The following is a 24,796-nucleotide window of genomic DNA, read 5'->3' as shown; positions in this document are numbered from 1 at the left end:
GGCTGCCGCAGTAATTGGCTTACTGCACTGCCTGACGTTACAGTCTGACACCTTCATCATGCTGTACTTCCTGCTCAAACTGCTGGAGCGCCCGCTCAGCTTTATCCAGGTCGCCCGCGTTAACCTCCAGCCGATAGACGGTATTGTCAGCGGTATCCGCTGAGCCGAACGACGTATCCATCGGCCCGGTTGTGGAGGCGACCCCCGCAACCGGTGTTCCTCCATTTTCGACCTTAACCCTGCTGCGTATATCTTTATCCTGCAAATAAGCATTTTTCACTTCAAGTGCATCAACATTTCCGCCTTTGGCGGTTTCGATTGTTTTCCACCGGCTTTTACTGAACCAGACGACAGCACCGACCAGAATGGCTGCGCCTACTATTATGAGAAGCGTCTCCATCTCTCATCACCTCATTAGTTGTCTGGGACGAAAAGTCCCGTAGTTATTCAGTATGGACGCGGCAGCTTACATAATCGATACCCGCATCAAGCCTGTTCTGAAACGTTAATAAATTCACAGAAACTTGCGGCTGATCTTCTTGCCGTCACAGCTGAAGACAAGCTGCTTGTCTTCCACGTATGTCTCCAGATGAACGTTCTTGCCCCACAACTGAACTACATAAGGAAGGGTGCGTTCCACGTACTTCAAGTCGAGCTCAACCCCTTCATATTGGTGAGACAGGTACAGCTCACCGGTACGGTTGTAGTCACCATCGGAGACGACGATGCTCGGGAATCCGCCGTTGACGCGGGACACAACAAGCTGATCACGGATATTTTCCCATGCTTTATCTGTAATCTTCCACTCGGGGCCCTTCTTCTCGAAGACATACAAATCCAGATCGTCGACCAGCTGCTTGTTCAGGTAATTCCGCAGGAAAGAGATGTCCGAATCAAGCTCCCGCACCTCGAACATCTTCTCCCGCCCCTTGCCGGGCTTGCGGCCTGCGCGCTCACGTTCCTCATCAGTCGGGTTGTCCCAGCGCTTCTCAATGTCCTCGAATATCTTAAGACCCAGGTAATAAGGATTCAGGCTGTTCCTTGACGGCTGAACGACGGAGGAGTTGAGCTTGGCGAACTCGATCGTCTCTTCGCTCGTCAGGTCAAGCTCACGGATGATCCGCTGATGCCAGTACGAGGCCCAGCCTTCATTCATAATCTTCGTCTCAATCTGCGGCCAGAAGTACAGCATTTCATCCCGCAGCATGGACATGATGTCGCGCTGCCAGTCCTTCAGAACCGTGGAATATTCCTCGATAAACCAGACAATATCCTTCTCGGGGTGGGGCGGGAACCGCTTCGACTTATCGGTGTCTTCATCCTCTGTGTCCTCCTTCTCAAGGTCCCACAGGTCGCTGTAGGGGCTGCTTTTGACCGGCAGGCCATGCTCTTCCTCCTCCTGCTGCTGCTTGCGGAGCATCTCGATGTAGCGGGTCTTGTCGAGCTGATACGGCTTAATAAGCGTAGGATCAATATGCTCCTGAACGGCCAGGACAGCATCAATGAAGCGCTCGACTTCCTTGGCGCCATACGCCATTTCGTACTGGGCGACCCGCTCGGCTGTCGCAGACATGCTCTCGACCATGTTGCGGTTGGAGGCGCTGAAGCGCACATTGTTCTTGAAGAAGTCGCAGTGCGCCAGCACGTGAGCGACGATCAGCTTGTTCTGAATCAGCGAGTTGCCGTCGAGCAGGAAGGCATAGCATGGATTCGAGTTAATCACGAGCTCATAGATTTTGCTGAGGCCCAGGTCATATTGGGTCTTCATTCTGTGGAAGGATTTTCCAAAACTCCAGTGGCTGAACCGTGTAGGCATTCCATAAGCGCCGAAGGTATAAATGATTTCTGCTGGGCATATTTCATAACGCATCGGGTAAAAATCCAGGCCGAAGCCTGTCGCAATCTCGGTAATCTCATCAATCGCCCGCTCCAGCTGCTGTATCTCATCTTGGTTCACCGGCCGTCCCCTCCTACTGTTGTCCGCCTGCACATAAGGCGCGGATTTGTATTTTAATCTTATGAGCAGGCAGGCAGGGGTATGCTTTGACGCGGATGGCCCAGCCAGCTTCTGCTATTTCTAACAATTGGGCGAAACGCTAGTCAGCTCTACCCGTATTACCTAACATGACCGGTGAAGGGGAGTCAGAGCCGGTGAGAAGCAAGAGAGGGGATGGCACGATGGAGGTTTATCAGGGCGGGTTGAACGGCAATACGAAGCGCAATATGGAGCTGCCTCCAGGGCTGTGGAAGAAGGTGCTGATCGGAGCTGTAGTCGCAATTGTGGTTGGTTTTGGCCTCACAACCTTCTATACGGTAGAGGAGCAGGAGGAGGCTGCGATCCTGAAATTCGGCAAATATACGTCGACCCAGGAGAGTTCAGGCCTGCATTTCAAGCTGCCTTATCCGATTCAGCAGGTTGTGAAGGTGCCGGCGAATCTGACTCAGAAGATTCATATTGGGTACCGGGAAGAAGGCGGAAAGATCACACCGGTTGAGGAAGAAGCACTCATGATTACCGGTGACGAATATATCGTGTCCGCTGATGCGGTGGTGGAATGGAAGATTGCGAACGTTCGGGACTATCTATACAACATCGAAGAGCCGGAGCAGTTCCTTCGCAATTCAGCCAGCGCGGCCATCCGTTCCGTCATGGGATCGACTAAGCTTGATTATGCGATAACGGAAGGCAAGACGGTTATCCAGGCAGAGGTGAAGAAGAAGCTCGAGGATATCCAGGACCAGTACAACACCGGCATTCAGATTCTTGATTTGAAGTTCCAAGACATTGAACCGCCTGAAGGCCAGGTGCAGGAGGCGTTCAAGAATGTTACGAATGCCCGCGAAGAGAAGAATACGAAGATCAACCAGGCGCAGAAATATGTGAACGACCGGCTGCCGAAGGCCAGAGGTGAAGCACAGGCGCTGATCGAAAATGCAGAAGCGTCGAAGAAATCACGGATTTTGAACGCAGAGGGCGATGTGGCGAAATTTAATGCCGTCTACAATGAATATGTGAAAAATCCTGCGGTCACCTCTGACCGTCTCATACTGGAGACGCTGGAGCGGATACTGCCGAACGCGAAGATTGTGATTACAGACGGAGGCAGTGATACGGTGAACTATCTGCCTCTTAATGAGCTGATGGGCAAGTCTTCAGCCGCCAAACCGGGGACGTCCGGTTCCCAGCAGACAGATAGCGCAGGCACGAATGAAGGAGGCAGCGGACAATGACCATAGACAAGCGGAAGTGGATTATAGCCGGGGTGGCGGCGGTTCTCATTCTGATAGCTTTGTTCGGCTCCATGTTCATCGTCAAGGAAGGCGAGTACAAGGTTGTGATGAAGTTCGGCGAAGCGGTGCGCGTTCATGGCGAGCCGGGCATCAAATTCAAAGTGCCGTTCATTGAAACGGTTGCCTCACTTCCCAAATACCAGAAGGTTTACGACAGCCAGCCAACGACAATATTGACCAAGGACAAAAAGCCGATAATCGTCGACAACTATATGGTTTGGCGCATCGACAACCCCCAGCGCTTCCTGCGGTCGCTTCATTCCGTATCGGCTGCTGAGAGCCGGTTAAGCGACGCTGTATATAATGCTCTGCGTCGCAAGCTGTCGGAGATTGAGTACGGCAGCATCATAAGCGAGAACACATCCCGAGGCAACCTGAATGATGAGATCACAGAGATCGTTGCGGAGGTGGCGGAGCGCCAGAACTATGGGGTTTCAATCGTCGATGTGCGCATCAAGCGTACTGACCTGCCGGAAGAGAACAAGCAGAGCGTATACAACCGGATGATATCGGACCGTCAGTCGATCGCTGCGGGCTATCTGTCAGAGGGGGATGAGGAATCGAGGAAAATCACCTCCAATGCAGACCGTCAGGCGACGGAACTTATTGCCCAGGCCGAGGCCGATGCCAAGAAAATCGTAGCTGAAGGCGAGCGTGAAGCCGCCCGGATCTATAATGAAGCCTATGGCAAGGACCCGGAGTTCTATAAGCTGTATCGCACACTCGAGAGCTACGTGACGACATTCAAAGGCGAGCCTGTCATCATGCTGCCGATTGACTCGCCGTACACGCGCATACTGAAAGGTGAGAAGTAAGCTAACGATTCGGGTAACCTGCATAGTGTCAATGTAAAAAAGCCGGTCCCCCGGCGGTGCCCCTAAAACGGGAGCTGCTGGAGGACCGGCTTGCTTTGTTTACAGGCATATCCACGCTGTTAAGGCTTCACCAGTGAAGCGGGCATCGAGGACAAGCCGTCCGGCATCACGATTGTGCTGGTGCCGCTGAAGCGGAGCATCGGCCTGTCCGCACGCTCGGTCAGCTTGACGACAACAGCCGTGCGGCCGTCATGGACCTTGATTGTGCTGCCGGGCATATACTTGGGTGCGACCTGGACAAGCGCCTGGAGTTCATCTCCGGTAAACATAGTGTTATGCAGCGCCATCAGCACTTCAAGTGCGCCATAATGCATCGCCTCTCCCTCACAGCTTAAGTGATCCAGGTAATTGCACATTTGGCAGATCCGGGTCAGCTCCACGAAAGGCTTGTCTAACGTGAACCTGCGGAGTCCCGCCATCGGTACGTTCTGATGCTGCAGGACAATATGCGGTATATCGGAACTCGGCGGGAACTGCCGCTTCACAAACCGGTAGCCGGCCTCAGCATGCTCGCTCTGCTGTTCGGTCAGCAGCTTACCGATATCATGCAGCAGGCACCCTACTGTCAGATCAACGAGACTGCTTGCATGAAGGTCTATGTGGACACCGATCTGGGCAGCCCATATCGCAACGTTGACGACGTGTGCGAATGGCTGGAGAGCGCAGGGGACAGAGCTCGTTGGCAGGGGGACAATCATGGAGCGGGTCCGGGCCTGTTCAACAATGGACATCGCTGCATCGAACAGCTCAAATTCTGCAAAATCGCCTGAAGTCGCGTTCAAATAAACCTTTCGCATTATCAGCACATACCGCATCCACAGCTTGGATTCGATCAGCTCGTCGAACCGAACGTCCCTTGTCTCCTCATCCGTGATCACCGCATGGCGGATGCCAAGACGCCTCATATCCTCGAGCAGGGCAGCGGACAGCACGGTACCGGGCTCGATAATCGGCTGGCCGATCGTGCCGTATACAGGGCGTGAGGCAGCAGCCTGTTCGGGAGGGACAGTAGATAAATCCGTTATATGCACCAAAACTCATCTCCTAATTTCAAAGGTAGCTTACTACTATTATCGGAGAAAAGTTTGTGAAAAGTTGTACCTTAGGTATCAAACAAGTGTTAAAAAGCTGTGTGGTTTCCCCATGAAAAAGGCGGTATTCTCACATTTATCTGCGAGAATACCGCCTGCGGCCCTGCCCGGTCCGTGGCAGATGTCAGGGAACAAACTTGTAACCAACGCCCCATACCGTCTTGATGTGCTTCGGTTCCTTCGGATTGACCTCAATCTTCTTGCGGAGATTGGTAACATGCACGTCAATCGCCCGGTCGTTGATATAGGAATCCACACCCCGCAGTGCGTTGATCAGTTCTTCCCGGCTGAAGACACGGCTTGGGTTCTGGCAGAACATCCGCATGATTTCGAAGCCGGAATAGGTAGTTTCCTGATGCTGTCCATCAATGACGATGGTACGCCGCTCATGATCGATCTGAATTCGTTCGAGTGGAGCCTCGGGTGCCTGCTGAAGGCTGGTCTGCATCGCGGGATTCGCCTGGAAACGACGCCAGATTGTTTCAATCCGGGCTTTAAGCTCCTGCATGCTGAACGGTTTGCACATATAATCGTCTGCACCCGCCGTGAGGACCTTGATCTTCTCACTGACGTTCGACTTCATGGAAACGACGATAATCGGAGCCTGTGTGATACTGCGGATTTGTACACAGAGATCTGCCCCGTCTCCATCGGGCAGCACCAGGTCAAGCAGGATGACTCCGGGCTGGTAGGAGGTGACTGCCGCAAGCCCGTCCCGGGCGGTTTCGACATGCTTCACCTCAAAGTTCTCTCCAGTAAGATATAAACTCAGCATCTCTCCAAAAATCTTGTCATCTTCGATAATTAATATTCTCATCATGAGGTCGCACCTGCCTAAATATGTGAGCGATTTATTAAAAAATGAAACACTTTGTTAATAATTTTACCGCTAACCAGATTATAGCTCGTGCAGGGCTGGAAGTCTATTTCCGTTTTTGTCGATTATCAAATTTTTGCAATAATATTGTCGAAAGTTGATATATCCGTCCTTAATTCGTGAATGAGCTGAGGGAAAAATGCCGAATCCTGACGTTCGATGGCCGTTTCCAGCCTGCCGGCGGTACGGGAGACTGCCCCGGCAGCAAGGCTCCCGGCTGCACCGCGCAGCGAGTGGGCAAGCCGGCGTGCAGTTGCTAAATCCTGCTCTTGCAGATAAGATTCTATCCGGTCGGCTGCATCGCCGTACTGCTGACGGAAGGAGGTGAGCAGCTGCAGGAGAAGCTCTTCCTTGCCATCCAGCAGATGCAGAGCGGCCGACGGATTGAAGATGGCGGGATGGGCCTGAATATCCTGAAACCTGGATGACGTCATGTCATGCGGCCTGCCTGCTGAAGCCAAGTCCTGAATAACTTCTTCAGACGGGATGCCGCCGCCCGGCAGCCATCGGCTTACAGCCTGCACCAGAATTTCCGGCTGAAGCGGCTTAGTCAGAACATCATTCATGCCCGACCTCAGACAAGCTTCCCGGCCATCAAGAGTCGTATCCGCAGTTAAGGCAATAATAGGCATGTTATCGAATTCTGCCAGTGTGCGGATCCGCCTGGTTGTTTCAATTCCATCGAGACCCGGCATATGCATATCCATAAAGGTAAGATCAAACAGGTCTGTCTTCAGCAGCTCCAGCGCCTCATAGCCATCGCCCGCCACCGTGACACGCAGCCCCCGTTCCTCCAGCAGCTGTCTTGTAACCATCTGGTTAATCAGATTATCCTCAACCACCAGGATATGCCTGGTCTCTGCGTTAGCTAGCCGCTGTACCGCATGATCGGATATTGGCGTATCCGTACTGCCGTTCAGCCGCCTCTCCTCGATATTAAGCAGCACCTGATGCAAGGCTAAAGGGCTCAACGGCTTAACCATTACGGCATCGGGCTTCCACTGTTCATCCAGCTGCTCAATGGCGTGCCTGCCGTTTAAGGAGGTATACAGCACTGTGCTAACCTCTTGCTGGCGGGTCATACGGCTCATATTGAACCATGTATCCTCGCCAAACATGTCCTCTGCTTCCATATCGAGCAGCAGCACATCAGGCGGTGATGAGTCACGCAGCTTATGAAACGCTTCGGACCAGCTGGCTGCCGCCATTACCCGGCCGGAGCAGCCGGCGGCTGTGACGGCAAGATTATCGCGTGCCTCGGCGTTATCTTCGACAACCAGGACGTCAAGATTTGCCCGGTGAAGTCTCATACCTGTCGTATCAGCCGCTGTGCTGAATGGCAGGGTGAACCGGAACTCGCTGCCTACATCAAGTCTGCTGATCACCGTAAGTTCTCCGCCCATCCGGTCCACCAGCCGCCTGGTAATAGCCAGCCCAAGGCCAGTGCCGCCGTATTTCCGCGACATAGAGCCGTCTATCTGCACGAATGGCTGGAACAGGTGCTGGAGCTGCTCCTCTGAGATGCCAATTCCGGTATCGGTGACCGTAAAGGTCAGCAGCACGGATGCTTCCTGGTGGCCGGTTACTGATACGCCAAGCCGGATTGTCCCTTGGTCCGTAAACTTGATGGCATTACTGAGCAAATTAAGCAGCACTTGATTCAGTCTGCTTTCATCGCCAACAAGTGCAGCAGGCAGGTCTGGAGAGATATCGATAAGAACATCCACCGGCTTATAGCCAAGCAGAACACTTGCCGACCCGCACAGGCGGTGAATCGTATGCTGAAGGGAGAAAGGCGCCTTGGTAAGCGTCAGCTGATCGGCCTCCACCTTGGAGAAATCAAGAATATCGTTGATGATCCTCAGGAGTGAGTCGGAGGACTCCATAATATTTTGCATATATTCACTTTGCGTAACCGTAAGCGGTGTGCGCTGCATCAGATGGGATAACCCGATTATGCCGTTAAGCGGGGTCCGAATTTCATGACTCATGCGCGCGAGAAACATACTTTTGGCCTGATTAGCTTCAAGCAGCTGCTGCTGGATTTTCTTCTGCTCGCTAATATCCCGTATGATTGTAAAATAATAGGGTTCATCTTTGGCATGCTGAACCACGAGTGACTGGGACATCGTCGTGACCGAGCCGTCTGCGCCGATATATTCCACCTCATGCTCCCAGTATCCTTCACGGTCTGCAGACTGGAAGGCTTCCTCAAGATTATAAGCGCTCTCCGGGCTGATGTACTGCTTCAGATTGCGGTTCCTGTCGGTCAGCTCCGGGATGCCGAGAAACCGCATGCCGGCATCATTAATGAAGAACATGGCGCCGTCTGCGCGCAGACAGGCGATAAAGTCATGTGCCGAGTCGACGATGCTTAGCATCTGGTCCCGGGACACGACCGTTTCCTTGTATGCCGTAACATCGCGCGCGACAATGACGTAACCTTTGGTTTGGCCGTCTGGATGTGTCATCTCGGTCACATTGACATGCACCGGTATCCGGCGGCCGTCGCTTGCGATCCAGGTCCACTCTTCTTCCTCAGCCGATTGTCCGGCTGTCCGCGCGAAGAATGCGGCGGGCGTAAGCTCCTCACCCTTCAGGTCACGGGTATTGTCTATCCGCTGTGCCAGCTCTTGCGGATCCAGCCACAGCATGGGGGTTTCGGCATCAACCACATCATCCGCTCTGTAACCTAGCATCTCTTCGGCTCTGCTGTTAAAAAGGCTGACCCGGTAATCCGCGTCCGTTACAATCATGGCGTAATGGTTACGGTGGATGAACGTTTCGAAAGGTTCAAACATGCCTCTCAGGCTTCTTGCCATATCGTTCACGGAGCAGGCCAGCTGGCCCAGCTCATCCATGGTCTGGATCTCAATGGGGGGGAGCGTGAAATTGCCCCTTGCAACCTTGTCTGTAGCTGTGAGAATCTGGCGGACCCGCTGCATGATAACCCGGTGGAAGGACCAGTACACAATGATAAACAGGATCAATCCGCATATAACCGCAGCCGACAGCGTTGTCCAGAACAGATTGTGAAGCGGTTTATAGAAATCTTTGGTGGTTATGGAATAGGCGAGTGACCAGCTGCTGCCCGGAACAATGGCATAGAAGGTTTTGGTTGAATACCCAAGATCAAGATCTACAACCCCGTAAGGTGCAGCGAACAGCTGCTTGAGCTGCAAGGCCTGGGCAGCATATTCATCATAGTAGTTCCGGTTGCGGATGTATTCAGGATTGGAGTGGTAGAGCACATTGGCACTCTCATCCACAAGCATAACCCTTCTGGCAGCCTGCGGCTTGATCGATTGAAGCTGCTGCTCGAACAGTTTCATGGCATCGAGCGAGAAGAAGAGAATGCTGTCTACGCTGCCGGACAGATTTTTCACGGGTATGTAGAGATTGATGACATAGCGGTCCGATTCGTCGAATACGGGGTCGCTAAAGGAAGGACTGCCGCCAAGTGCTTGACGGAACTGTATGCTGTCGCCCAGCTGCCGGGTGTAGCCGTTAGACAGGCTCAAGGTGCCGTTAGGCTGGGCCAGTCCCGCACTGATGACAGCTTGTCTGTCCTGGTCGAGCTCTGCGTTCAGGTACGCAAATTTCTCTTCCATAGTACCGTGACGGATGACGTCGGTTCTGCCCATGGTTTCACCCTTGACGAGCTGCAGCTCCAGATAGTTGGACAAGCTGCTGGCGGTGTCCAATACAGCGCTGAGGCTGTTGCTCTCAAGCTGCTCGGTGAGCTCATACCTGGCCAGATAATAGTTGGCGAGTCCGGCGCTGCATAATACCAGGACGGTTGAGAGGAGAACGACTGCTGTCATCTTGGAACGAATGGATCGAAACAAGTTTAACGCCACCTTTTCTAATAGAAGATATGTCATGTGTCACAGGATCTGTATAATTTCGCTTTAGAAGCGGGCTCCGCAGCACAATGGCTTGCCGCAGATATACTGTTGTTTTGGCAGAGAATATAGTAAAATAGTAGTAAAATTGTCACGCTTTCGGACGGAGGAAAGAATTCTATTGACACCAATGATCCTGGCTCATGAAGTAAACGGCCTGCTTTGTTTAATGGCCGCCAGCCTGATTTACTTGTTTCTGTCCCCCCGGATGGAAGGACGCCGTCTTAACCGGAGCATGCTGCTTAGCGGCTTGCTGGTATTATCTTTCTTTTATTACATCGCAATGGAACCAAGCCCAGCCTTATATGTCGTCTATTCCATACCGCTCTGCTTAACCTTTGCACTTATGTATGAAGGGACCCTGCCGGCGGTTGTGACCTGGATACTATTTAATATCGGTAATTTTGTTCTCGATGTTAATGAAGCTTACGCTGCTGGAGCAGCCTCATTTGTGCTGGCAGCGGCCGGGTGGCTGGCGGGAGAGCGGGGGTGGCTGGCTGAACGCTTATCTCACAAGCTTATGCGGACAATCGCCATGCTGACGTTATACTTTGGGCTGTATAGACTTCTTGGGGCGAATCCGGAGTTAAGTGCAGGCGAGCTGCTGCTGGCTGTGACCGGCACTTATCTGGCGGCAGCGGCTCTGACTGTTGTTACTCATCTGGTTGCTAATCAGCAGCGTCAGCAGGAAGAACAGCTCAATATAGAAAAATATCAGATGGTAGGCCAGCTTGCGGCCTCCATTTCCCATGAGGTCCGAAATCCGCTGACTTCCGCTTTGGGTTTCCTCCAGCTGTTGAATAAGAGGGAACTTTCGGCCGAGCAGTTCGAGCTCTACCGGGACCAGGCGATCAAGGGGATTGAGCAGGCAAACCATGTTGTTACAGATTATCTTCATTTCGCAAAGCCGGCGGTTGACGAGATCCGTCAGCTGGATGCCGTACAGGAGATTGAGAACATCAAGCCCTGGGCCATTCCGCTTGCAGAGCAATCCGGGATTGAATTTCGGATTGATCACCATTCAGAAGGTGTGCTGCCAATACTCGGAGATTCCCGTAAGCTTCAGCAGTGCTTGTATAACATTATCAAGAACGCGGTAGAAGCCATGCCGAACGGCGGCAGGCTGTTGATCGAGACCTGGCGGGATGATAGCGGCAGTGTGGGGATTCGGATTAAAGATACAGGTATCGGCATGACGGATAAGGAGCTGGCAAGAATCGGACTGCCCTTCTTCACGACGAAGGAGAAAGGTACCGGGCTGGGTTTGATGGTCGTCATCAGTCTGATCCGGGCGATGAATGGAAGGTTGACGATACGTTCCAGGCCGGGGCTCGGTACAGAATGCCTCTTGAAATTTCAAACCCGCTAAATATGGGTAATAGATCCTGCGAGTTCGATAACAGGACGGAAAAGCTGAGTTAACGGGTGGGGAGTCATATGGCTGAGAAACAGCAGACAGAGCGTTTACGGGAATTAGCGAGACAGGGCAATTTGTTTGCCTCTTTATTCCGGGATCATTCCCAAGCGATCCTGATTGCGGATCACGAAGGGACAATCTTTGCCGCTAACACGGCAGCTGTGCAGTTAACCGGCTATACGGAAGAAGCGTTCTCCTCCTTAAGGCTGCAGCAGCTGTTTGTGACGATATATGGTGGCGGCAGGAAGAACGCAGATGAACGGAACGGGATTGTACAAGATGGATGGGCTCGTCTGCAGCGGGCCGACGGAAGCCTTATTGACGTTATGACAGAGCAGCTTCCTGTCCGGGACGGGGAAGAAGCTCTCGGCTGCTACATATTCATTAAGGAAGTGCAGATGGCCGGAAACGCTGGCCTGGATCCGGTTAGAGAACCGGAAATACTGCTGCGGATTATTACAGAACATGCACAGGATATTATTACATACAGTTCTCCGGACGGTAAGCTTCTGTACATCTCTCCTTCGGCAACACAGCTGCTTGGTTATGAAGCATCGGAGCTGGTGGATATGGATATCCGTACGCTTTTTGATGATCCAACGAATATTGTGGGGAAGGATTATTCGGATGGCAGCATCTACGAGCTCAGGGTCAGGCACAAGGATGGTACCTACAGGTGGTTTGAGACCACGATCAAGGTGATTGAAAATGGGGACGGCAGCACGCCCTATTATCTGGGAATAGGCCGTGATGTTACCGCGCGGAAGCACAGGGAGGAGCAGCTGCGCCACAGCGAGAACAATCTCGCGAAGGCACAGCAGCTGGCTAATCTAGGGTCGTGGAACTGGGATGTTCAGGCAGGCTTGTGGACATGCTCGGAGGAGATGCGAAGGATCTTTCGGCTGGAGGGGCAGGGGCCTTTCCAGTTGGAACGTTTCTTCTCAGCTGTGCATCCGGAAGACCGCGAGCGGGTTCGCAGTACGCTGAACGATTCCCTTAATAGCAGTGTTTACGAGACGGAATACCGCATCGTCATCGGTGAGGATGAGGAACGCGTAATTCATGCACAGGCCACTCTGGAGCGGGCTCCTGACGGCACGGCGGTCAACCTTATTGGAACCGTCCAGGATGTAACGGAGCAGCGGCTGCTTGAGGACCGGATACGCGAGAGTGAAGAGCGCTACAGATCCCTGTTCGAATATAACCCGGCGAGTGTGTTCTCTTATGACCTGGAAGGCCGGTATACATCGGCTAACCCAAGCTTTGAGGAGCTGACAGGGTATAACAGGCAGGAACTGCTAGAGCTGCCTTCCTTCCGCAGCCTGCTGCATCCCGATGATTATGAGCGGGCGGAGCAGTTCTTCAGGAAGGCAAGCGGGGGGGAGCCCCAGCGGTATGAGATGCGCATCATTCGCAAGGACAGACGCCAGGTCATGTGCGGGGTGACCAAAGTGCCGATTGTGGTGAAGGGGCAGGTCGTAGGCGTCTTTGGTATCCTCCACGATATAACGGAACGGACGCGTTATATTGAACAGATTGAAACGCTGAGCCACCGTCACAGCCTTATATTGAACTCGGTATCTGAGGGCATATATGGCATGGACCAATACGGCAGAACGATGTTTGTCAACCCGGCAGCCGAGCGGATCCTCGGCTTCGCAGCCCATGAGCTGATCGGCAAAGTGAATCATTATCTAATCCATCATACAAAAGCGGACGGAACCTCTTATCCGTTCGAGGCCTGCCCGGTCTACGCTACTCTCCAGGACGGAATGGTGCGGCTGGTATCCGACGAGGTATTCTGGCGCAAGGACGGTACGAGCTTTCTGGCTGAGTATCAGGTAAGCCCGATCAATGACAAGCTGGACAGTCAGGCTGTGATGGGTGTTGTGGTTGTGTTCCGCGATATAACGAATGAGCGGGAAATCATGTACGCCAAGGAACGTGCCGAGAAGGCGGATCAGGCGAAGTCGGAGTTTCTGGCTATGATGAGTCACGAGATACGTACGCCGATGAACGGCATTCTTGGAATGGCCGATCTGCTGCTCGAAACCGAGCTGACCGAAGAGCAGCGTGAATATACGGAAATAATCCATACGAGCGGAGATACCCTGCTGCATATGATAAACGGCATTCTGGACTACAGTATGATGGAGGCGGGGAAGCTTGTTCTGATCGACGAGCCGTTCGATATTGACGAAGTCCTGAATGAGACGGTGCAGCTGCTCAGGCCGCTCGCTGAGAAGAAGGGGCTCGAGCTTAGCTATCACATCAAGGACGGAACACCCCGTGAGCTTCAAGGAGACGGGACAAGGCTCCGCCAGATTCTCATTAACCTGATTGGCAATGCCATCAAGTTTACAGAGAAGGGGTACGTGCGGATCAAGGTGGAATGCGAGCCCCTGGAGCTGGAGGAAGGAACGGTCGTCAGGGTGGCGATTGAAGATACGGGTATCGGAATACCGGCTAACAAGCTTGGTGATCTGTTTCAATCCTTCTCTCAGCTCCATCCTGAGATCAACCGCAAATACGGCGGAACAGGCCTGGGGCTTGCGATCAGCAAGCGGCTGGCGGAATTAATGGGCGGCCATGTTACGGTTGACAGCGAGGAGGGCATGGGCTCCACGTTCACGCTGCATTTCATCTCCAATCAGCAGTCCGTGTGCACGGAAGCTTCAGAGGAAGAGCTTCCTGTGTACGATAGCAGCAGGAAAGGCAGTGGAAGTCTGCAGCTGTTTGGCTCCGAAATGCCGGCAGCAGCTGACGGGCAATGGGAAGGCCAGCCCAAGCTTCGCATACTTCTTGCCGAAGATAACCCGGCCCAACAGCAGTTCTTTTTGCGCATTCTCAGCAGATTAGGCTTGCAGGCGGATGTGGTTGAGAATGGGATAGAAGCGGTCGAGCATATGCTCCGCAGCCGTTATGATCTGGTGTTCGCCGATATCCAGATGCCTGTTATGGATGGCGTAAAGGCGGTCGGACTCATTACCGACCTGCTTCCGGCCCACAGGCTGCCGATCTTCGTAGGGCTTACGGCCATCCCGCAGACGAAGGGGGAAGTTACGGATATGCCTGCAGGCATGCATGATTGTCTGAGCAAGCCGATTCGGACGGAGGACGTCCGGATGCTGCTGGCCCGCTGGAAGAACAAGCTGGAATCCAAGTCTGGAGAAGAGTCGACCTAATTGTATAGGCTGTTACGCTTGGCTGTCTCCAGGGGTTGTACCCCTTTGGAGGCAGCTTTTTTTGAATTTTTTCCGACCTTTAAGGCTGCCGATTGGTTTATTTTGCCGTCAGCAGCAACAAAGAGGCTGTACATACGTCTAACATAGAGGAAGGAATGATCAGTTCAAATATTGGAGGTTATTGCTGGCATGGCATTTCGGAAATGGGTTACATGGTTGTTGATTGTGTCGCTGATGCTTCCGCTGATTAAGACAACGGTTCAGGCGGCTGATTCACGTACAATAACGTTATATCTGGAGGGCGAGCAGCTGGCAGCGGATGTGCCTCCTTTTATTATACCGAAGGTGAATGTCACCATGGTTCCGCTGAGGATAATCAGTGAAGGCCTGGGCGCCAGTGTCGCTTGGGTTCAGGCAGCGCGGACGGTAACCATCACGCGTGGTGACACGGTCATCCGCATGACAGGGGGCCAGGAGCAAGCCTATGTGAACGATATTCCGGTATCGCTTGATGCCTCTGTACGGATGATACAGGGCCGTACGATGGTGCCGATTCGGTTCGTCAGCGAGCAGCTTGGGCTGAAGGTCACGTGGAATCAGGCCGAAAGGACGATCAGCCTTTCAGACGGAGATACTTCTGTGCCTGTACCTGCTCCAGTTCCGGCAACGCCAGTTCCTGTGCCGGCTCCTCAGCTGCCGGTCAGCACGCCGGAGATGAGGGGGGTATGGATCTCAACGGTTTATAACCTGGACTGGCCAACTGCTTCCTCTTACGGCAAGCCGGAGGTTCAGAAGAAGGAGTATATCAAGCTGCTTGACGAGCTGCAGTCAGCCGGTATCAACACGGTGTTCGTGCAGGTTCGTCCTGCTGCTGACAGCTTCTACCCTTCCAAGCTTGTGCCATGGTCCAAGTATGCGGCCGGCGCCCAGGGCAGGGATCCGGGGTATGACCCGCTCGCTTTCATCATTGAGGAGACCCATCGCAGGGGGATGGCGTTTCATGCCTGGTTCAATCCGTTTCGTGCAAGTCCAGATGCCAAGCTGGAGAATCTGGCAAGCGGGCATGTGGCCAAGAGGTATCCGCAGTGGATAGTGAATTCTGGCGGTAAGCTCTATATTAATCCAGGTGTACCCGAAGCCAGGCAGCATATTATTGACGTCATCACAGAGGTTGCACAGCAGTATGATGTGGACGGCATCCATCTGGACGATTATTTCTACCCGTCCTCGGGCAAGTTTGCTGATGAACTCGCCTACCGGGCTTATAATCCTGCCAAGTTCACTACGATAGTTGAATGGCGGCGTGATAATATCAACAGCTTTATTCGTGATTTGGGTACTGCGGTCAAGCGGGTAAACCCGGGAGTCGAATTTGGTGTCAGTCCTTTCGGAGTGTGGCGTAATGCGAGTGTGGACCCGACAGGCTCCAATACGAAGGCAGGGGTAACCGCTTATGACAGCATGCACGCGGATGTCAGGACCTGGATCCGGCAGGGCTGGATAGATTATGTTATGCCGCAGCTGTACTGGAGCATGGCGAATACCGCTGTCCGGTATGATACGCTTGCCGACTGGTGGGCAGGAGAAGTCAAGGGTACGGGTGTGGATCTCTACATCGGCCATTCTCCTTACAAGCTGGGCACGCCAGAGGTGGGATGGCAGAGTCCGCAGGAGATCATTAATCAGCTGGTCTACAACAGGAAGCATCCGGAGATAAAAGGCGATGTCTTCTTCAGTGCGAAGGATCTGCGCCGCAACCCGCTGGGTGTCCTCGATGCCCTGCGTCTATATTATGAGTAGGGGCTTTTGCACGAGACGCCGGGCGGAACGGTAAGGAAGCTGGAAGGAGCTGTACCTCAGTCATCCGGGATGACTTGCGGGACAGCTCCTTCTGTTAGGAAACAGGGCAGGGAGTGCTGCTGTTCTAGACGCCGGCCGGCGTGGAGAAGAACTTCTTGAGTGCCTGATAGACTTCCGTCTTTTCCTTGATGATGGAATACAAAAATTTCCTGCTGTTGATGCTTTTATAGGCTGACATCAGGGTGCTGCTGCGATTATACTGATTAATCTCCCCGTAGCCAAACATATTCGAACGCGCCATCAGCTCATGGATCAGCTTGACGCACTTCTCATTATCCGAAGTGAGGTTATCGCCATCGGAGAAGTGAAAGGGGTATATGTTCCAGTTTTGAGGAGGATAGCGGGCATCAATTATATCGACGGCCTTCTGATAGGCTGATGAACAGATCGTTCCGCCGCTTTCCCCTCTTGTGAAGAAGTCTTCTTCGCTGACCTCCTTGGCTTCTGTGTGATGAGCAATGAACACGATCTCCACATGCTCATATTTGCGCCGCAAAAATTTGGTCATCCAGAAGAAGAAGCTGCGGGCTACATATTTTTCGAAGGAACCCATGCTTCCCGAGGTGTCCATCAGCGCTAGAACCACAGCATTGGAATGGGGCTTCATCACTTCCTGCCAAGTTTTGAAGCGCAGGTCCTCCGGGCTGATGCCTGATATGCCGGATTTGCCCGCATTTGCATTGCGTCTAAGATTCTCTATGAGCGTGCGCTTCTTATCGATATTGGACATAATGCCTTTCTTCCGTATATCGTGAAAGACTATATCGGTAGCCTCCATGATGTCCTTCTGCTTGTTCTCCAGATTGGGCAGCTCCAGCTCTTCGAACAGCATATCCTCAAGCTCAGCCATGCTGACCTCGGTTTCTACATAATCCTCACCAGGCTTATCGCCGGCTCCCTGGCCCTTGCCTGGGCCCTTGGCCTCCTTGGGATCCTTGCCGAGCACGTCCCCGACCTGGGAATCCCCGTCCCCTTGTCCGACATGCTTCTGTTTATTGAAGTTGTAGACAAAACGGTACTCATCCATGCTCTTGATTGGCACTTTAACAATTTGTCGTCCATCCGACAGAATGATGCTTTCATCGGTGACAAGATCAGGCAGGTTCTGCTTAATGGCTTCCCGGACTTTCTGCTGATGGCGGGATTGGTCCTGATATCCTTTCCGATGCAGCGACCAGTCTTCCCTGGACACGATAAACAGCGGCTCTGTCATGCTTGCCATCCCCTCCATAACCGGTTTACGGCCTTTGTTATAACAATATATTCAGCGGTGCAGCAGTTATGTGAGGGAATGGCTCTTCATACCTGCGGCTTTTGCTGCCAAACCTTACACGGGGTGGGGAAGCGGACAGGTTGAATGGCTTGTCAGGGATACGGTATAGTTAATAGAGAAGCTGGGAATGACCGGAATTCCGCGGCCCTGTTTGGGCGTCATAAACGGGAGGGATTTAATTGGAAATAGTAAAGGAGGTATGCGGCGTGAGTGAGCGCTTAGAAGCGCTGCTTCCAGTGGTGGATGAAGACTGCACCAGACTTGTGCTTGGATCGATGCCTGGAGAGGTATCGCTTCGGGAAGGGCGTTACTATGCTCATCCGCGCAACGGCTTTTGGCCGATTATGTACGGCCTATACGGGAAAGTGCCGGAGGAAGATTACGAGCTGCGCAAGCAGTTTTTGCTGCGGCGGGGGATCGGGCTCTGGGACGTGCTGGCAGCCTGTGAACGAAGCGGCAGTCTGGATTCCGCCATCCGAAATCCGGAGGTTAACGAGTTCGCTCCGCTGCTGGGCAGCTATCCGGGAATCCGGACCCTGTTCTTTAATGGAGGCAAGGCGTATGAGCTGTTCATGCGGCATGCTGCGCCCAAGCTGGCGGGGAATATGCCGGAGCTGGTCAAGCTGCCCTCCACAAGCCCGGCTTATACGATGCCTATAGAAGCAAAGCTGGAGCAGTGGCGGGTGGTCGCGGAGACCAAGTGAAAAACCGCTCTCCTCATAAGGAAAGCGGCTGTAAATGAAAGGTCTGTTCAGACTCCCTGCAGCAGTGGAGCCGTAATAAGCAGGAACGCAAAACCGAGCAGCAGCAGCCCGTTTAAAACAACGCCGATAATGCTGAAGACCTTGCGGCGGCGTTTGATGACCAGACCGATTATGCCGAGGACCAAGCCTACGAAGCTCAGGAAGAGTACGGCCAGGATCGACAGGGAAGAGATGATGACAACCGGGTCTGTCTCAAAGCCGGGAGCAATCGTGTTGTTCGGAAGCAGGTAAGTGCTTATGGACGCGGCTACCAAGAAGATGACCGCGATGATCCCAATGATGCTTACAATCCCAATAACGAAGGATGCTATGCCGAGACCGGAATGCTTGAGCGGCCCTTCATCGTGAGGTTCTCCCGTTACCGGCGTCATGCCTTGGGGCTGTTCGTTCTTATCGCGGTACGGGTTTTCTTGAGAAGGTTGTTGATGTTGATCCATATGTATGTGTATCTCCTTTATCCTGTTTTGTAAATTATACCCTATGACGAAGGTTGTGGAAACATTGAACAGTAAACTGTCGTTTTACGGCGCTATTCATGCCGCGTTGGCGGTCATGCTGGGAGCATTCGGTGCCCATGGTTTGGAGGAGCGGCTGACAGCTGATATGCTGGCCGTCTACGAGACCGGAGTAAGGTATCATATGTATCATGCGCTTGGCATGATACTGGCCGGCATCCTGTTGTCCCGGGAAGAAAACCGCAAGCTGCGGCTCGGGGGGCAGCTGATGCATATCGGCATCTTCCTGTTCTCGGGCAGTCTTTATGTGCTGGTGCTCTCGGACAATACGAAGCTCGGTATGATTACGCCGCTTGGCGGTGTCTTGTTCATTGCTGGTTGGGCTTTGATCGCAGCGGCGGTCTGGCCGGCCAAGCAGCGGTAAACCTTCAATCAACGGTTAAAGCCGGTTATCGTGCTTACAAATAGTGAGGCAGTCTGTCCAGGTGGCCAAGCCAACTGACAGACTGCCTCATGCTGTTGCGGGGGTTAACGATGTTGAAGTCTGCTTCGTTACTGGATGAAATCATCTATCTCATTCAAGCCGAAGGTGTAGACCTGCTTCTCATCTACATGGTAGACGGTAATCATCTGTGCCGACTCATCCATGTTTAATATCCGGCAGGGCACGCTGAGCTTTACTCCCCGGCCTTTGTTGACATTAAGACGGATCAGCTGGTTTGCGGCTATGAAAGACCGGATACGCTTTACAACTTGAGGGTCCATCTCCCCGTTCTTATCCGGCTTGCCGCTTCCCGTGCCATCCTTTGCGGCTTCTGGCTTGGCAGCCTCTGACTTGTCAGCAGCCGCTGGCTTGTCTGTTCCCGGCTTCTTTTGTTCTCCGGCTGGTACGCTGGGCTGTGCTTTGGTTTGGAGCTTGGCCGGGATTGATACAGCCTTGCCCGGTTCTGGTTTTTGAAGCGTCTGCTCAATCAACTGGCCGGCCTGGATGCCTGACTGGATCCGGAAATCAACGACGTGATCCTGATTAAGAAGCTTGATCAGCTTCTCCAGAGCGGATGCATTAGATTCGCTCTGGATCATCAGATCTACATTAAAGATATATGATTTTGCCGAGGTGGAGTCGTTGGGTTTCATAGGTCCTCCGTCTAGTAGTAATACTTTTATCATATCATTAATAGGTCTTTGGATATAGTCCTGTCTTTTAGCACTTTTTTACCCTATTCCGCCAGGTTTCAAACATAGGCGCCAGCCATAGGTATCAGCCCTTACACCGTGGTTATGTTCCGCATATGATGGTAAGGTCAATGATACTGGCGGGGGTGACTGCTGTTGATTCGGTTAATACCATACGTGTTGAACGGAATTACTGTTCTCGGTGTGGAAGTAAAGCTTCCCAAGACGACGCTGCTCGCAGTATCGACAGACAAGGGCTATATTATGTGCGGAGCTCTTGATGTCGGGCTGCTCAACGAAAAGCTGGCTGACCGAGGAATAGTGGCAGGGCGGGCTGTAGGTGTCCGCACACTAGAGGAGCTTCTTGAGGCGCCGCTGGAATCGGTCACGGTTGAGGCCGAGAAGCTGGGCATACACGCCGGCATGAAGGGGACAGACGCCCTCCAGCTCATGATATAAGGTGAGAGCCGCCTGGAACAGCCGGGCGGCTCTCACGCTGTCTTATGCTGTCGGTATGGAGTCAAACAGCTTCTTAAGATTGACATCGAACGGAGGGCGGATAATGCCCTTCTCGGTAATTATCGCATCCACATAGCTGTGCGGGGTGATATCGAACGCCGGGTTGAATACCTTCACGCCTTCCGGCGCTGTCCGTTTGCCAAAGCCCTCAGTAATTTCCTCCGCGGCCCGCTCCTCGATCGGAATCTCGGTTCCTGTCGGCGTTTCAAGATCAATCGTAGACATCGGACAAGCCACATAGAACGGAATGCCGTGTGCCTTCGCCAGAACCGCCACGCTGTATGTGCCGATCTTGTTGGCCACATCTCCATTAGCTGCCACACGGTCGGTCCCTACGATTACCGCATCAACCCAGCCTTTGGACATTACCATACCTGCCATGTTGTCACAGATCAGGGTGACATCGATGCCGGCCTGCTGAAGCTCGAAAGCGGTCAGGCGGGCACCCTGCAGGACAGGCCTTGTTTCATCGGCATATATCTTAAGATTGATGCCGTTCTCCTGTGCAAGGTAGAATGGGGCCAGCGCTGTACCATAGCGGGCTGTGGCCAGACCGCCGGCATTGCAGTGGGTGAGCACGCCCATCCCGTCCTTAAACAGCTCGAGCGCATGCTCGCCAATCAGCCGGCAGGTCTCCTCGTCCTCGCTCTGAATGGCTATAGCTTCTGAGAGCAGTCCTTCCTGGCACTGCTCCGCGGTTCTGCTGCCATCCGCCAGCTCTGCGGCGCGGCGTTTCATCCGGTCGAGCGCCCAGAACAGATTGACGGCGGTTGGCCGCGAGGTGGCCAGATATTCGGCGTGCTTCCCGACGGCTGCAAGCCATGCGTCAGGGCTGCTGCCGGCAGCTTCACTGCTCCCCAGCACCAGTCCGTACGCCGCAGAGATTCCGATTGCAGGGGCTCCTCGTACCTTGAGATGGCGGATGGCTTCCCACACATCCTCCGATGTGCGGAGCTCCAGATACAGCACTTCTTCAGGCAGAAGCCTCTGATCGAGCAGCTGCAGATGATCCGCAGCCCATATCACCGATTGCAGGTCTTTGCCGCGTGAATTTGTAGTCATGATCGTTTCCTTTCTGCGGAAGCTCCGCTTGTACTGGTTGCGTGCACGAGTGTTTAGCTGTTATACATGATGCAGCTGTTCAGCCTGCACTTGTGCCTGCGGCGATATCAACAGCCTGCTCAATGGATGACGCCGTGCGGTTCAGCTTGATCAGCGCAGTCCCGATGGCAAGCGCCTGGCGCTGTGCCTGTTCACGAATAGCGGAATCGCTGATCGAATTGATATCGGCTACATGAGAGAGGCCGACGATCCGGCGGACCATTTTACAGCCTGCATAGCCAATGGAATCCTGGAGCAGTCTGCGCATATAGTGATCCTGATAGCCAGGAGTGGAAGCCGCCATGCGGTCCACGCATGAGCTGTCCCAGTGCGTCCGGAATTTAGCTTCAAAGAGGTTCCAGACATCGCGCATGGTAGACAGGAGGTAGCTGCGGTATTCGCTCCTGGCATCATCCTCCTTGATCCAATAGGCTTGTCCGCAGTAATTCATCAGCAGGTTGGCAAACAATGCGCCGATATCAAAGCCCATTGGCCCATAGTAAGCAAATTCCGGGTCGATGACCTTGGTAGATTCAGGCGTCACGAAGATGCTGCCGGTATGCAGGTCGCCATGGAGGAGCGCCTGTCCCTGCGTCAGGAACTTTTCCCTCAGCAGCGCAACTTCCAGATGAAGCTCGGCATCTTCCCTCAGCGCTCTGGCCGCGTCTTCAATAGCAGGCTCATAATCGTTATTGTCCGAAACCGTATACGGGTCATCGAAGATGAGGTCCTCTGTTATTTTACACAGCTCCGGGTTAATGAAAGCACCGGCCTGCAGCTTCTTCTCCTGCTGGTTCATGCCGAGATCGGATGTGAAGAAGAGCGTATTCGCGATAAAAGTCGAAATATGCTCTGCGAAATGCGGATAGCGTCCGCCTTCCATCAAGCCTTTGCGCATAATAACATGGTCGCTTAGATCCTCCATAATGGTCAGCGCAAGCTCGGATTTGAAGTCATATACCTTCGGAGCAAGTCCGGGAGCAAGCTTGTACTGGATACGGAGCGCATCACTCTCAATCCTTGCACGGTCAAGCGTCAGCGGCCAGGATTCCCCTACAACCTTCGCATAGGGCAGTGCCTGCTTCATAATGATGCTGCGGCCGGAATGTTCGTCGCGGATATGGAAAACAAGATTCAGATTGCCGTCGCCGATTTCCCGGCTGGTAAGACGGGCCTCTGGACCAAACACTTCCGTTATTTCACTGGCAAGTTCAATGGCTTCCTGTTCAGAAAGCGGATGATATGCGGACAATTGGTCCACCTCCTATATAAATGCGGTGTGCGTGGGTACTGATTCCTAGAACAGTATAATAGAAATTGTTTCAATTTAAAATTGATTTTGCAAAAGCCTGACGGGTTCGCCGGTTCTGCTGTTATTTATCCGATCTTTTGTTATAATGTCAAAAATGAACGGATGGAGGTCGTTTCAATATGCTTGTAACGAGTGGATCGGACGGATCTGAACAAGTTGCATTGAAGGAATGGGCATCGGCCGTACAAGCCTTGAAGGAAGGCAAGCTCATCATGATCATGCGCAAAGGCGGTATTGCCGAGGAGACAAGGGATTTTCGGCTGGTGAGCCCGCGGTTTTTTCTGCTGCCTGCTTATGAGCATCAGCGCCGTGAGCTGCTGAAGCCGGAATACCAGGAGCTTGTCGACCAGACACTGGGGGAATGGAGCTCCGGGCAGGATTTCCTGCGCATTGATACGTATGCCGAGGCCGTCGATGATATTGAGGTAACGGACCAGGAGCAGCTGGATAAGCTTCGGGATTTACATATCTGGACTGATACCTTTGCTGAAGAACGGTTAAAATGGAAGAGGAAGCAGCCGCTTCATGTCCTGCTGCTTCGGGTGTTCCGGCTGGAGCAGCCGGTCGAAGTTCCGCTGAGGCCCGCGTACACTGGCTGTAAATCCTGGGTTAAGCTGGAGGAGGACATTGCTGAAGCCGCGATGAAGCCTGTTTTGACCGATGAACAGTTTCATGAAGAGATGGTTAACATCCGAAAAAGGTTTGATTAAACCTTGCTCTTAGGCCGACAAATGCCTGTTCACTTCCTTGCTTTGTAACAGGACTTATACTAAAATAATTATAATCAAGGTGAGAATCACTGAGAATCACTGACGCTCTCAATTGCATGCAGTGCCAAGTCCACGGCTCATGATGCAGTAAGAGATGCTGATGATAATATTGGAAGGGGACTGACCATGTCTACACATTTTAAGATTGAAGGCCTGAAGGCGGCCATCGAAGGAAAAGAAATTCTGAAAGGCATCAATATTGAAATCAAGGGTGGCGAAATCCACGCGATCATGGGACCGAACGGTACTGGCAAAAGTACGCTGGCTTCCGCGATCATGGGCCATCCCAAATATGAAGTAACCAGTGGTACCGCACTCCTGAACGGCGAGGATGTCCTGGAGATGGAAGTAGATGAGCGTGCGCGTGCCGGCATGTTCCTTGCTATGCAGTATCCTAGCGAGATCGCGGGTGTAACCAACTCTGACTTCCTGCGCAGCGCCATCAACGCACGCCGTGAGGAAGGAAGCGAGATTTCTCTGATTAAGTTCATTCGCCAGATGGAAGGCAAGATGAAGGAGCTTGAGATGAATCCCGAGTTTGCACACCGTTACCTGAATGAAGGCTTCTCCGGCGGTGAGAAGAAGCGGAACGAAATTCTGCAGATGATGATGCTCGATCCGAAGATTGTCATTCTCGATGAAATTGACTCCGGTCTTGACATTGACGCACTTCGTATTGTAGCAGACGGCGTAAACAGCATGCGTTCAGAAGACCGCGGTTTCCTGATTATTACCCACTATCAGCGCCTGCTGAACTATATTACGCCTGACTATGTACACGTTATGATGCAGGGCCGCATTGTGAAATCCGGCGGACCTGAGCTTGCACAACGCCTTGAGGCTGAAGGCTACGATTGGGTGAAAGAAGAACTGGGCATCGTCGACGAGACCGTCGGCCAGGCTTAACGAAGGGAGCGCGATGACG

General features: G+C 53.0%; 20 protein-coding genes. 10 read left to right on the top strand and 10 right to left on the bottom strand.

Annotation, left to right across the window (positions count from 1 at the left end; translation table 11 throughout):
- Positions 1-37 precede the first annotated feature (37 nt).
- On the bottom strand, positions 38-400 hold the full coding sequence (locus DNH61_RS17935; protein WP_111148063.1) for a hypothetical protein: 363 nt from the start codon (positions 398-400) through the stop codon (positions 38-40).
- Positions 401-514: 114 nt separating this feature from the next.
- Positions 515-1,957: a SpoVR family protein gene (locus DNH61_RS17930; RefSeq protein WP_111148062.1), complete on the bottom strand. Its 1,443-nt coding sequence runs from the start codon at positions 1,955-1,957 to the stop codon at positions 515-517.
- Between the two features lie 194 nt (positions 1,958-2,151).
- On the opposite strand from DNH61_RS17930, the gene hflK reads away from it, so the two are divergent.
- Entirely contained in the window at positions 2,152-3,231 is a 1,080-nt protein-coding gene (hflK, locus tag DNH61_RS17925; protein ID WP_245948237.1) for an FtsH protease activity modulator HflK, read from the top strand.
- Positions 3,228-4,106 carry a protease modulator HflC gene (gene hflC, locus DNH61_RS17920; protein ID WP_111148060.1) on the top strand — a complete coding sequence of 293 codons (879 nt, stop codon included), beginning with the start codon at positions 3,228-3,230 and terminating at the stop codon, positions 4,104-4,106. The genes hflK and hflC overlap by 4 nt, the downstream gene beginning before the upstream one ends.
- 119 nt (positions 4,107-4,225) lie before the next feature.
- On the opposite strand, the gene DNH61_RS17915 is transcribed toward hflC, so the two are convergent.
- The 3 genes from DNH61_RS17915 to DNH61_RS17905 all read right to left on the bottom strand — a co-directional run bounded on the left by DNH61_RS17915 (position 4,226) and on the right by DNH61_RS17905 (position 9,982).
- Complete coding sequence (locus tag DNH61_RS17915; protein ID WP_245948254.1) at positions 4,226-5,197, bottom strand: HD domain-containing protein; 972 nt, start codon at positions 5,195-5,197, stop codon at positions 4,226-4,228.
- Between the two features lie 184 nt (positions 5,198-5,381).
- Positions 5,382-6,077, bottom strand: coding sequence for a response regulator transcription factor (locus tag DNH61_RS17910; RefSeq protein WP_111148058.1), 696 nt, complete (start codon positions 6,075-6,077; stop codon positions 5,382-5,384).
- Between the two features lie 125 nt (positions 6,078-6,202).
- Positions 6,203-9,982 (bottom strand): response regulator, encoded by a 3,780-nt coding sequence (locus DNH61_RS17905; RefSeq protein ID WP_181438768.1) that lies wholly within the window; start codon positions 9,980-9,982, stop codon positions 6,203-6,205.
- Between the two features lie 187 nt (positions 9,983-10,169).
- Here DNH61_RS17905 and DNH61_RS17900 point away from each other — a divergent pair, with 187 nt between their 5' ends.
- The 3 genes from DNH61_RS17900 to DNH61_RS17890 all read left to right on the top strand — a co-directional run bounded on the left by DNH61_RS17900 (position 10,170) and on the right by DNH61_RS17890 (position 16,441).
- On the top strand, positions 10,170-11,408 hold the full coding sequence (locus DNH61_RS17900) for an ATP-binding protein (RefSeq protein WP_111148056.1): 1,239 nt from the start codon (positions 10,170-10,172) through the stop codon (positions 11,406-11,408).
- Between the two features lie 68 nt (positions 11,409-11,476).
- The gene (locus DNH61_RS17895; protein WP_111148055.1) at positions 11,477-14,641 is read left to right on the top strand and encodes a PAS domain S-box protein; all 3,165 of its coding nucleotides are present in this window, start codon (positions 11,477-11,479) and stop codon (positions 14,639-14,641) included.
- A 189-nt stretch (positions 14,642-14,830) separates the two neighbouring features.
- Positions 14,831-16,441 carry a family 10 glycosylhydrolase gene (locus DNH61_RS17890; protein WP_111148054.1) on the top strand — a complete coding sequence of 537 codons (1,611 nt, stop codon included), beginning with the start codon at positions 14,831-14,833 and terminating at the stop codon, positions 16,439-16,441.
- A gap of 124 nt (positions 16,442-16,565) precedes the next feature.
- On the opposite strand, the gene yhbH is transcribed toward DNH61_RS17890, so the two are convergent.
- On the bottom strand, positions 16,566-17,714 hold the full coding sequence (gene yhbH, locus DNH61_RS17885) for a sporulation protein YhbH (RefSeq protein WP_111148053.1): 1,149 nt from the start codon (positions 17,712-17,714) through the stop codon (positions 16,566-16,568).
- Positions 17,715-17,980: 266 nt separating this feature from the next.
- Between yhbH and DNH61_RS17880 the strand changes: the two genes are divergently transcribed.
- Positions 17,981-18,478 (top strand): DNA-deoxyinosine glycosylase, encoded by a 498-nt coding sequence (locus DNH61_RS17880; RefSeq protein WP_245948236.1) that lies wholly within the window; start codon positions 17,981-17,983, stop codon positions 18,476-18,478.
- A 47-nt stretch (positions 18,479-18,525) separates the two neighbouring features.
- On the opposite strand, the gene DNH61_RS17875 is transcribed toward DNH61_RS17880, so the two are convergent.
- The gene (locus tag DNH61_RS17875) at positions 18,526-18,975 is read right to left on the bottom strand and encodes a hypothetical protein (RefSeq protein ID WP_111148052.1); all 450 of its coding nucleotides are present in this window, start codon (positions 18,973-18,975) and stop codon (positions 18,526-18,528) included.
- 55 nt (positions 18,976-19,030) lie between these two features.
- Between DNH61_RS17875 and DNH61_RS17870 the strand changes: the two genes are divergently transcribed.
- Positions 19,031-19,417: a DUF423 domain-containing protein gene (locus DNH61_RS17870; protein ID WP_342771462.1), complete on the top strand. Its 387-nt coding sequence runs from the start codon at positions 19,031-19,033 to the stop codon at positions 19,415-19,417.
- Between the two features lie 128 nt (positions 19,418-19,545).
- Here the strand turns inward: DNH61_RS17870 and DNH61_RS17865 are convergent, their stop codons facing one another.
- Positions 19,546-20,130 (bottom strand): hypothetical protein, encoded by a 585-nt coding sequence (locus tag DNH61_RS17865; RefSeq protein WP_111148051.1) that lies wholly within the window; start codon positions 20,128-20,130, stop codon positions 19,546-19,548.
- A 195-nt stretch (positions 20,131-20,325) separates the two neighbouring features.
- Between DNH61_RS17865 and DNH61_RS17860 the strand changes: the two genes are divergently transcribed.
- The gene (locus DNH61_RS17860; protein WP_111148050.1) at positions 20,326-20,628 is read left to right on the top strand and encodes a YunC family protein; all 303 of its coding nucleotides are present in this window, start codon (positions 20,326-20,328) and stop codon (positions 20,626-20,628) included.
- A 42-nt stretch (positions 20,629-20,670) separates the two neighbouring features.
- On the opposite strand, the gene mtnA is transcribed toward DNH61_RS17860, so the two are convergent.
- Both mtnA and mtnK read right to left on the bottom strand, forming a co-directional pair.
- On the bottom strand, positions 20,671-21,750 hold the full coding sequence (mtnA, locus tag DNH61_RS17855; RefSeq protein WP_111148049.1) for an S-methyl-5-thioribose-1-phosphate isomerase: 1,080 nt from the start codon (positions 21,748-21,750) through the stop codon (positions 20,671-20,673).
- Between the two features lie 79 nt (positions 21,751-21,829).
- The gene (mtnK, locus tag DNH61_RS17850) at positions 21,830-23,041 is read right to left on the bottom strand and encodes an S-methyl-5-thioribose kinase (protein WP_111148048.1); all 1,212 of its coding nucleotides are present in this window, start codon (positions 23,039-23,041) and stop codon (positions 21,830-21,832) included.
- Between the two features lie 179 nt (positions 23,042-23,220).
- Between mtnK and DNH61_RS17845 the strand changes: the two genes are divergently transcribed.
- Together DNH61_RS17845 and sufC are read left to right on the top strand one after the other, a co-directional pair.
- A complete protein-coding gene (locus DNH61_RS17845; protein WP_111148047.1) occupies positions 23,221-23,811 on the top strand; it encodes a DUF1802 family protein in 591 nt (196 codons plus the stop codon).
- 186 nt (positions 23,812-23,997) lie between these two features.
- Complete coding sequence (sufC, locus tag DNH61_RS17840) at positions 23,998-24,777, top strand: Fe-S cluster assembly ATPase SufC (RefSeq protein ID WP_111148046.1); 780 nt, start codon at positions 23,998-24,000, stop codon at positions 24,775-24,777.
- Positions 24,778-24,796: the final 19 nt, after the last annotated feature.

Source organism: Paenibacillus sambharensis (assembly GCF_003233845.1).
Lineage (GTDB): Bacteria > Bacillota > Bacilli > Paenibacillales > Paenibacillaceae > Paenibacillus_I > Paenibacillus_I sambharensis.
This window is presented reverse-complemented; position numbering and strand designations above follow the sequence as displayed.

What these genes read in the sequence shown, in the direction of transcription:
- DNH61_RS17935 (WP_111148063.1), bottom strand. Translation starts at nt 400, where the DNA reads ATGGAGACGCTTCTCATAATAGTAGGCGCAGCCATTCTGGTCGGTGCT.
- hflC (WP_111148060.1), top strand. Translation starts at nt 3,228, where the DNA reads ATGACCATAGACAAGCGGAAGTGGATTATAGCCGGGGTGGCGGCGGTT.
- DNH61_RS17910 (WP_111148058.1), bottom strand. Translation starts at nt 6,077, where the DNA reads ATGATGAGAATATTAATTATCGAAGATGACAAGATTTTTGGAGAGATG.
- DNH61_RS17900 (WP_111148056.1), top strand. Translation starts at nt 10,170, where the DNA reads ATGATCCTGGCTCATGAAGTAAACGGCCTGCTTTGTTTAATGGCCGCC.
- DNH61_RS17895 (WP_111148055.1), top strand. Translation starts at nt 11,477, where the DNA reads ATGGCTGAGAAACAGCAGACAGAGCGTTTACGGGAATTAGCGAGACAG.
- DNH61_RS17890 (WP_111148054.1), top strand. Translation starts at nt 14,831, where the DNA reads ATGGCATTTCGGAAATGGGTTACATGGTTGTTGATTGTGTCGCTGATG.
- yhbH (WP_111148053.1), bottom strand. Translation starts at nt 17,714, where the DNA reads ATGACAGAGCCGCTGTTTATCGTGTCCAGGGAAGACTGGTCGCTGCAT.
- DNH61_RS17875 (WP_111148052.1), bottom strand. Translation starts at nt 18,975, where the DNA reads ATGGATCAACATCAACAACCTTCTCAAGAAAACCCGTACCGCGATAAG.
- DNH61_RS17865 (WP_111148051.1), bottom strand. Translation starts at nt 20,130, where the DNA reads ATGAAACCCAACGACTCCACCTCGGCAAAATCATATATCTTTAATGTA.
- mtnA (WP_111148049.1), bottom strand. Translation starts at nt 21,750, where the DNA reads ATGACTACAAATTCACGCGGCAAAGACCTGCAATCGGTGATATGGGCT.
- DNH61_RS17845 (WP_111148047.1), top strand. Translation starts at nt 23,221, where the DNA reads ATGCTTGTAACGAGTGGATCGGACGGATCTGAACAAGTTGCATTGAAG.
- sufC (WP_111148046.1), top strand. Translation starts at nt 23,998, where the DNA reads ATGTCTACACATTTTAAGATTGAAGGCCTGAAGGCGGCCATCGAAGGA.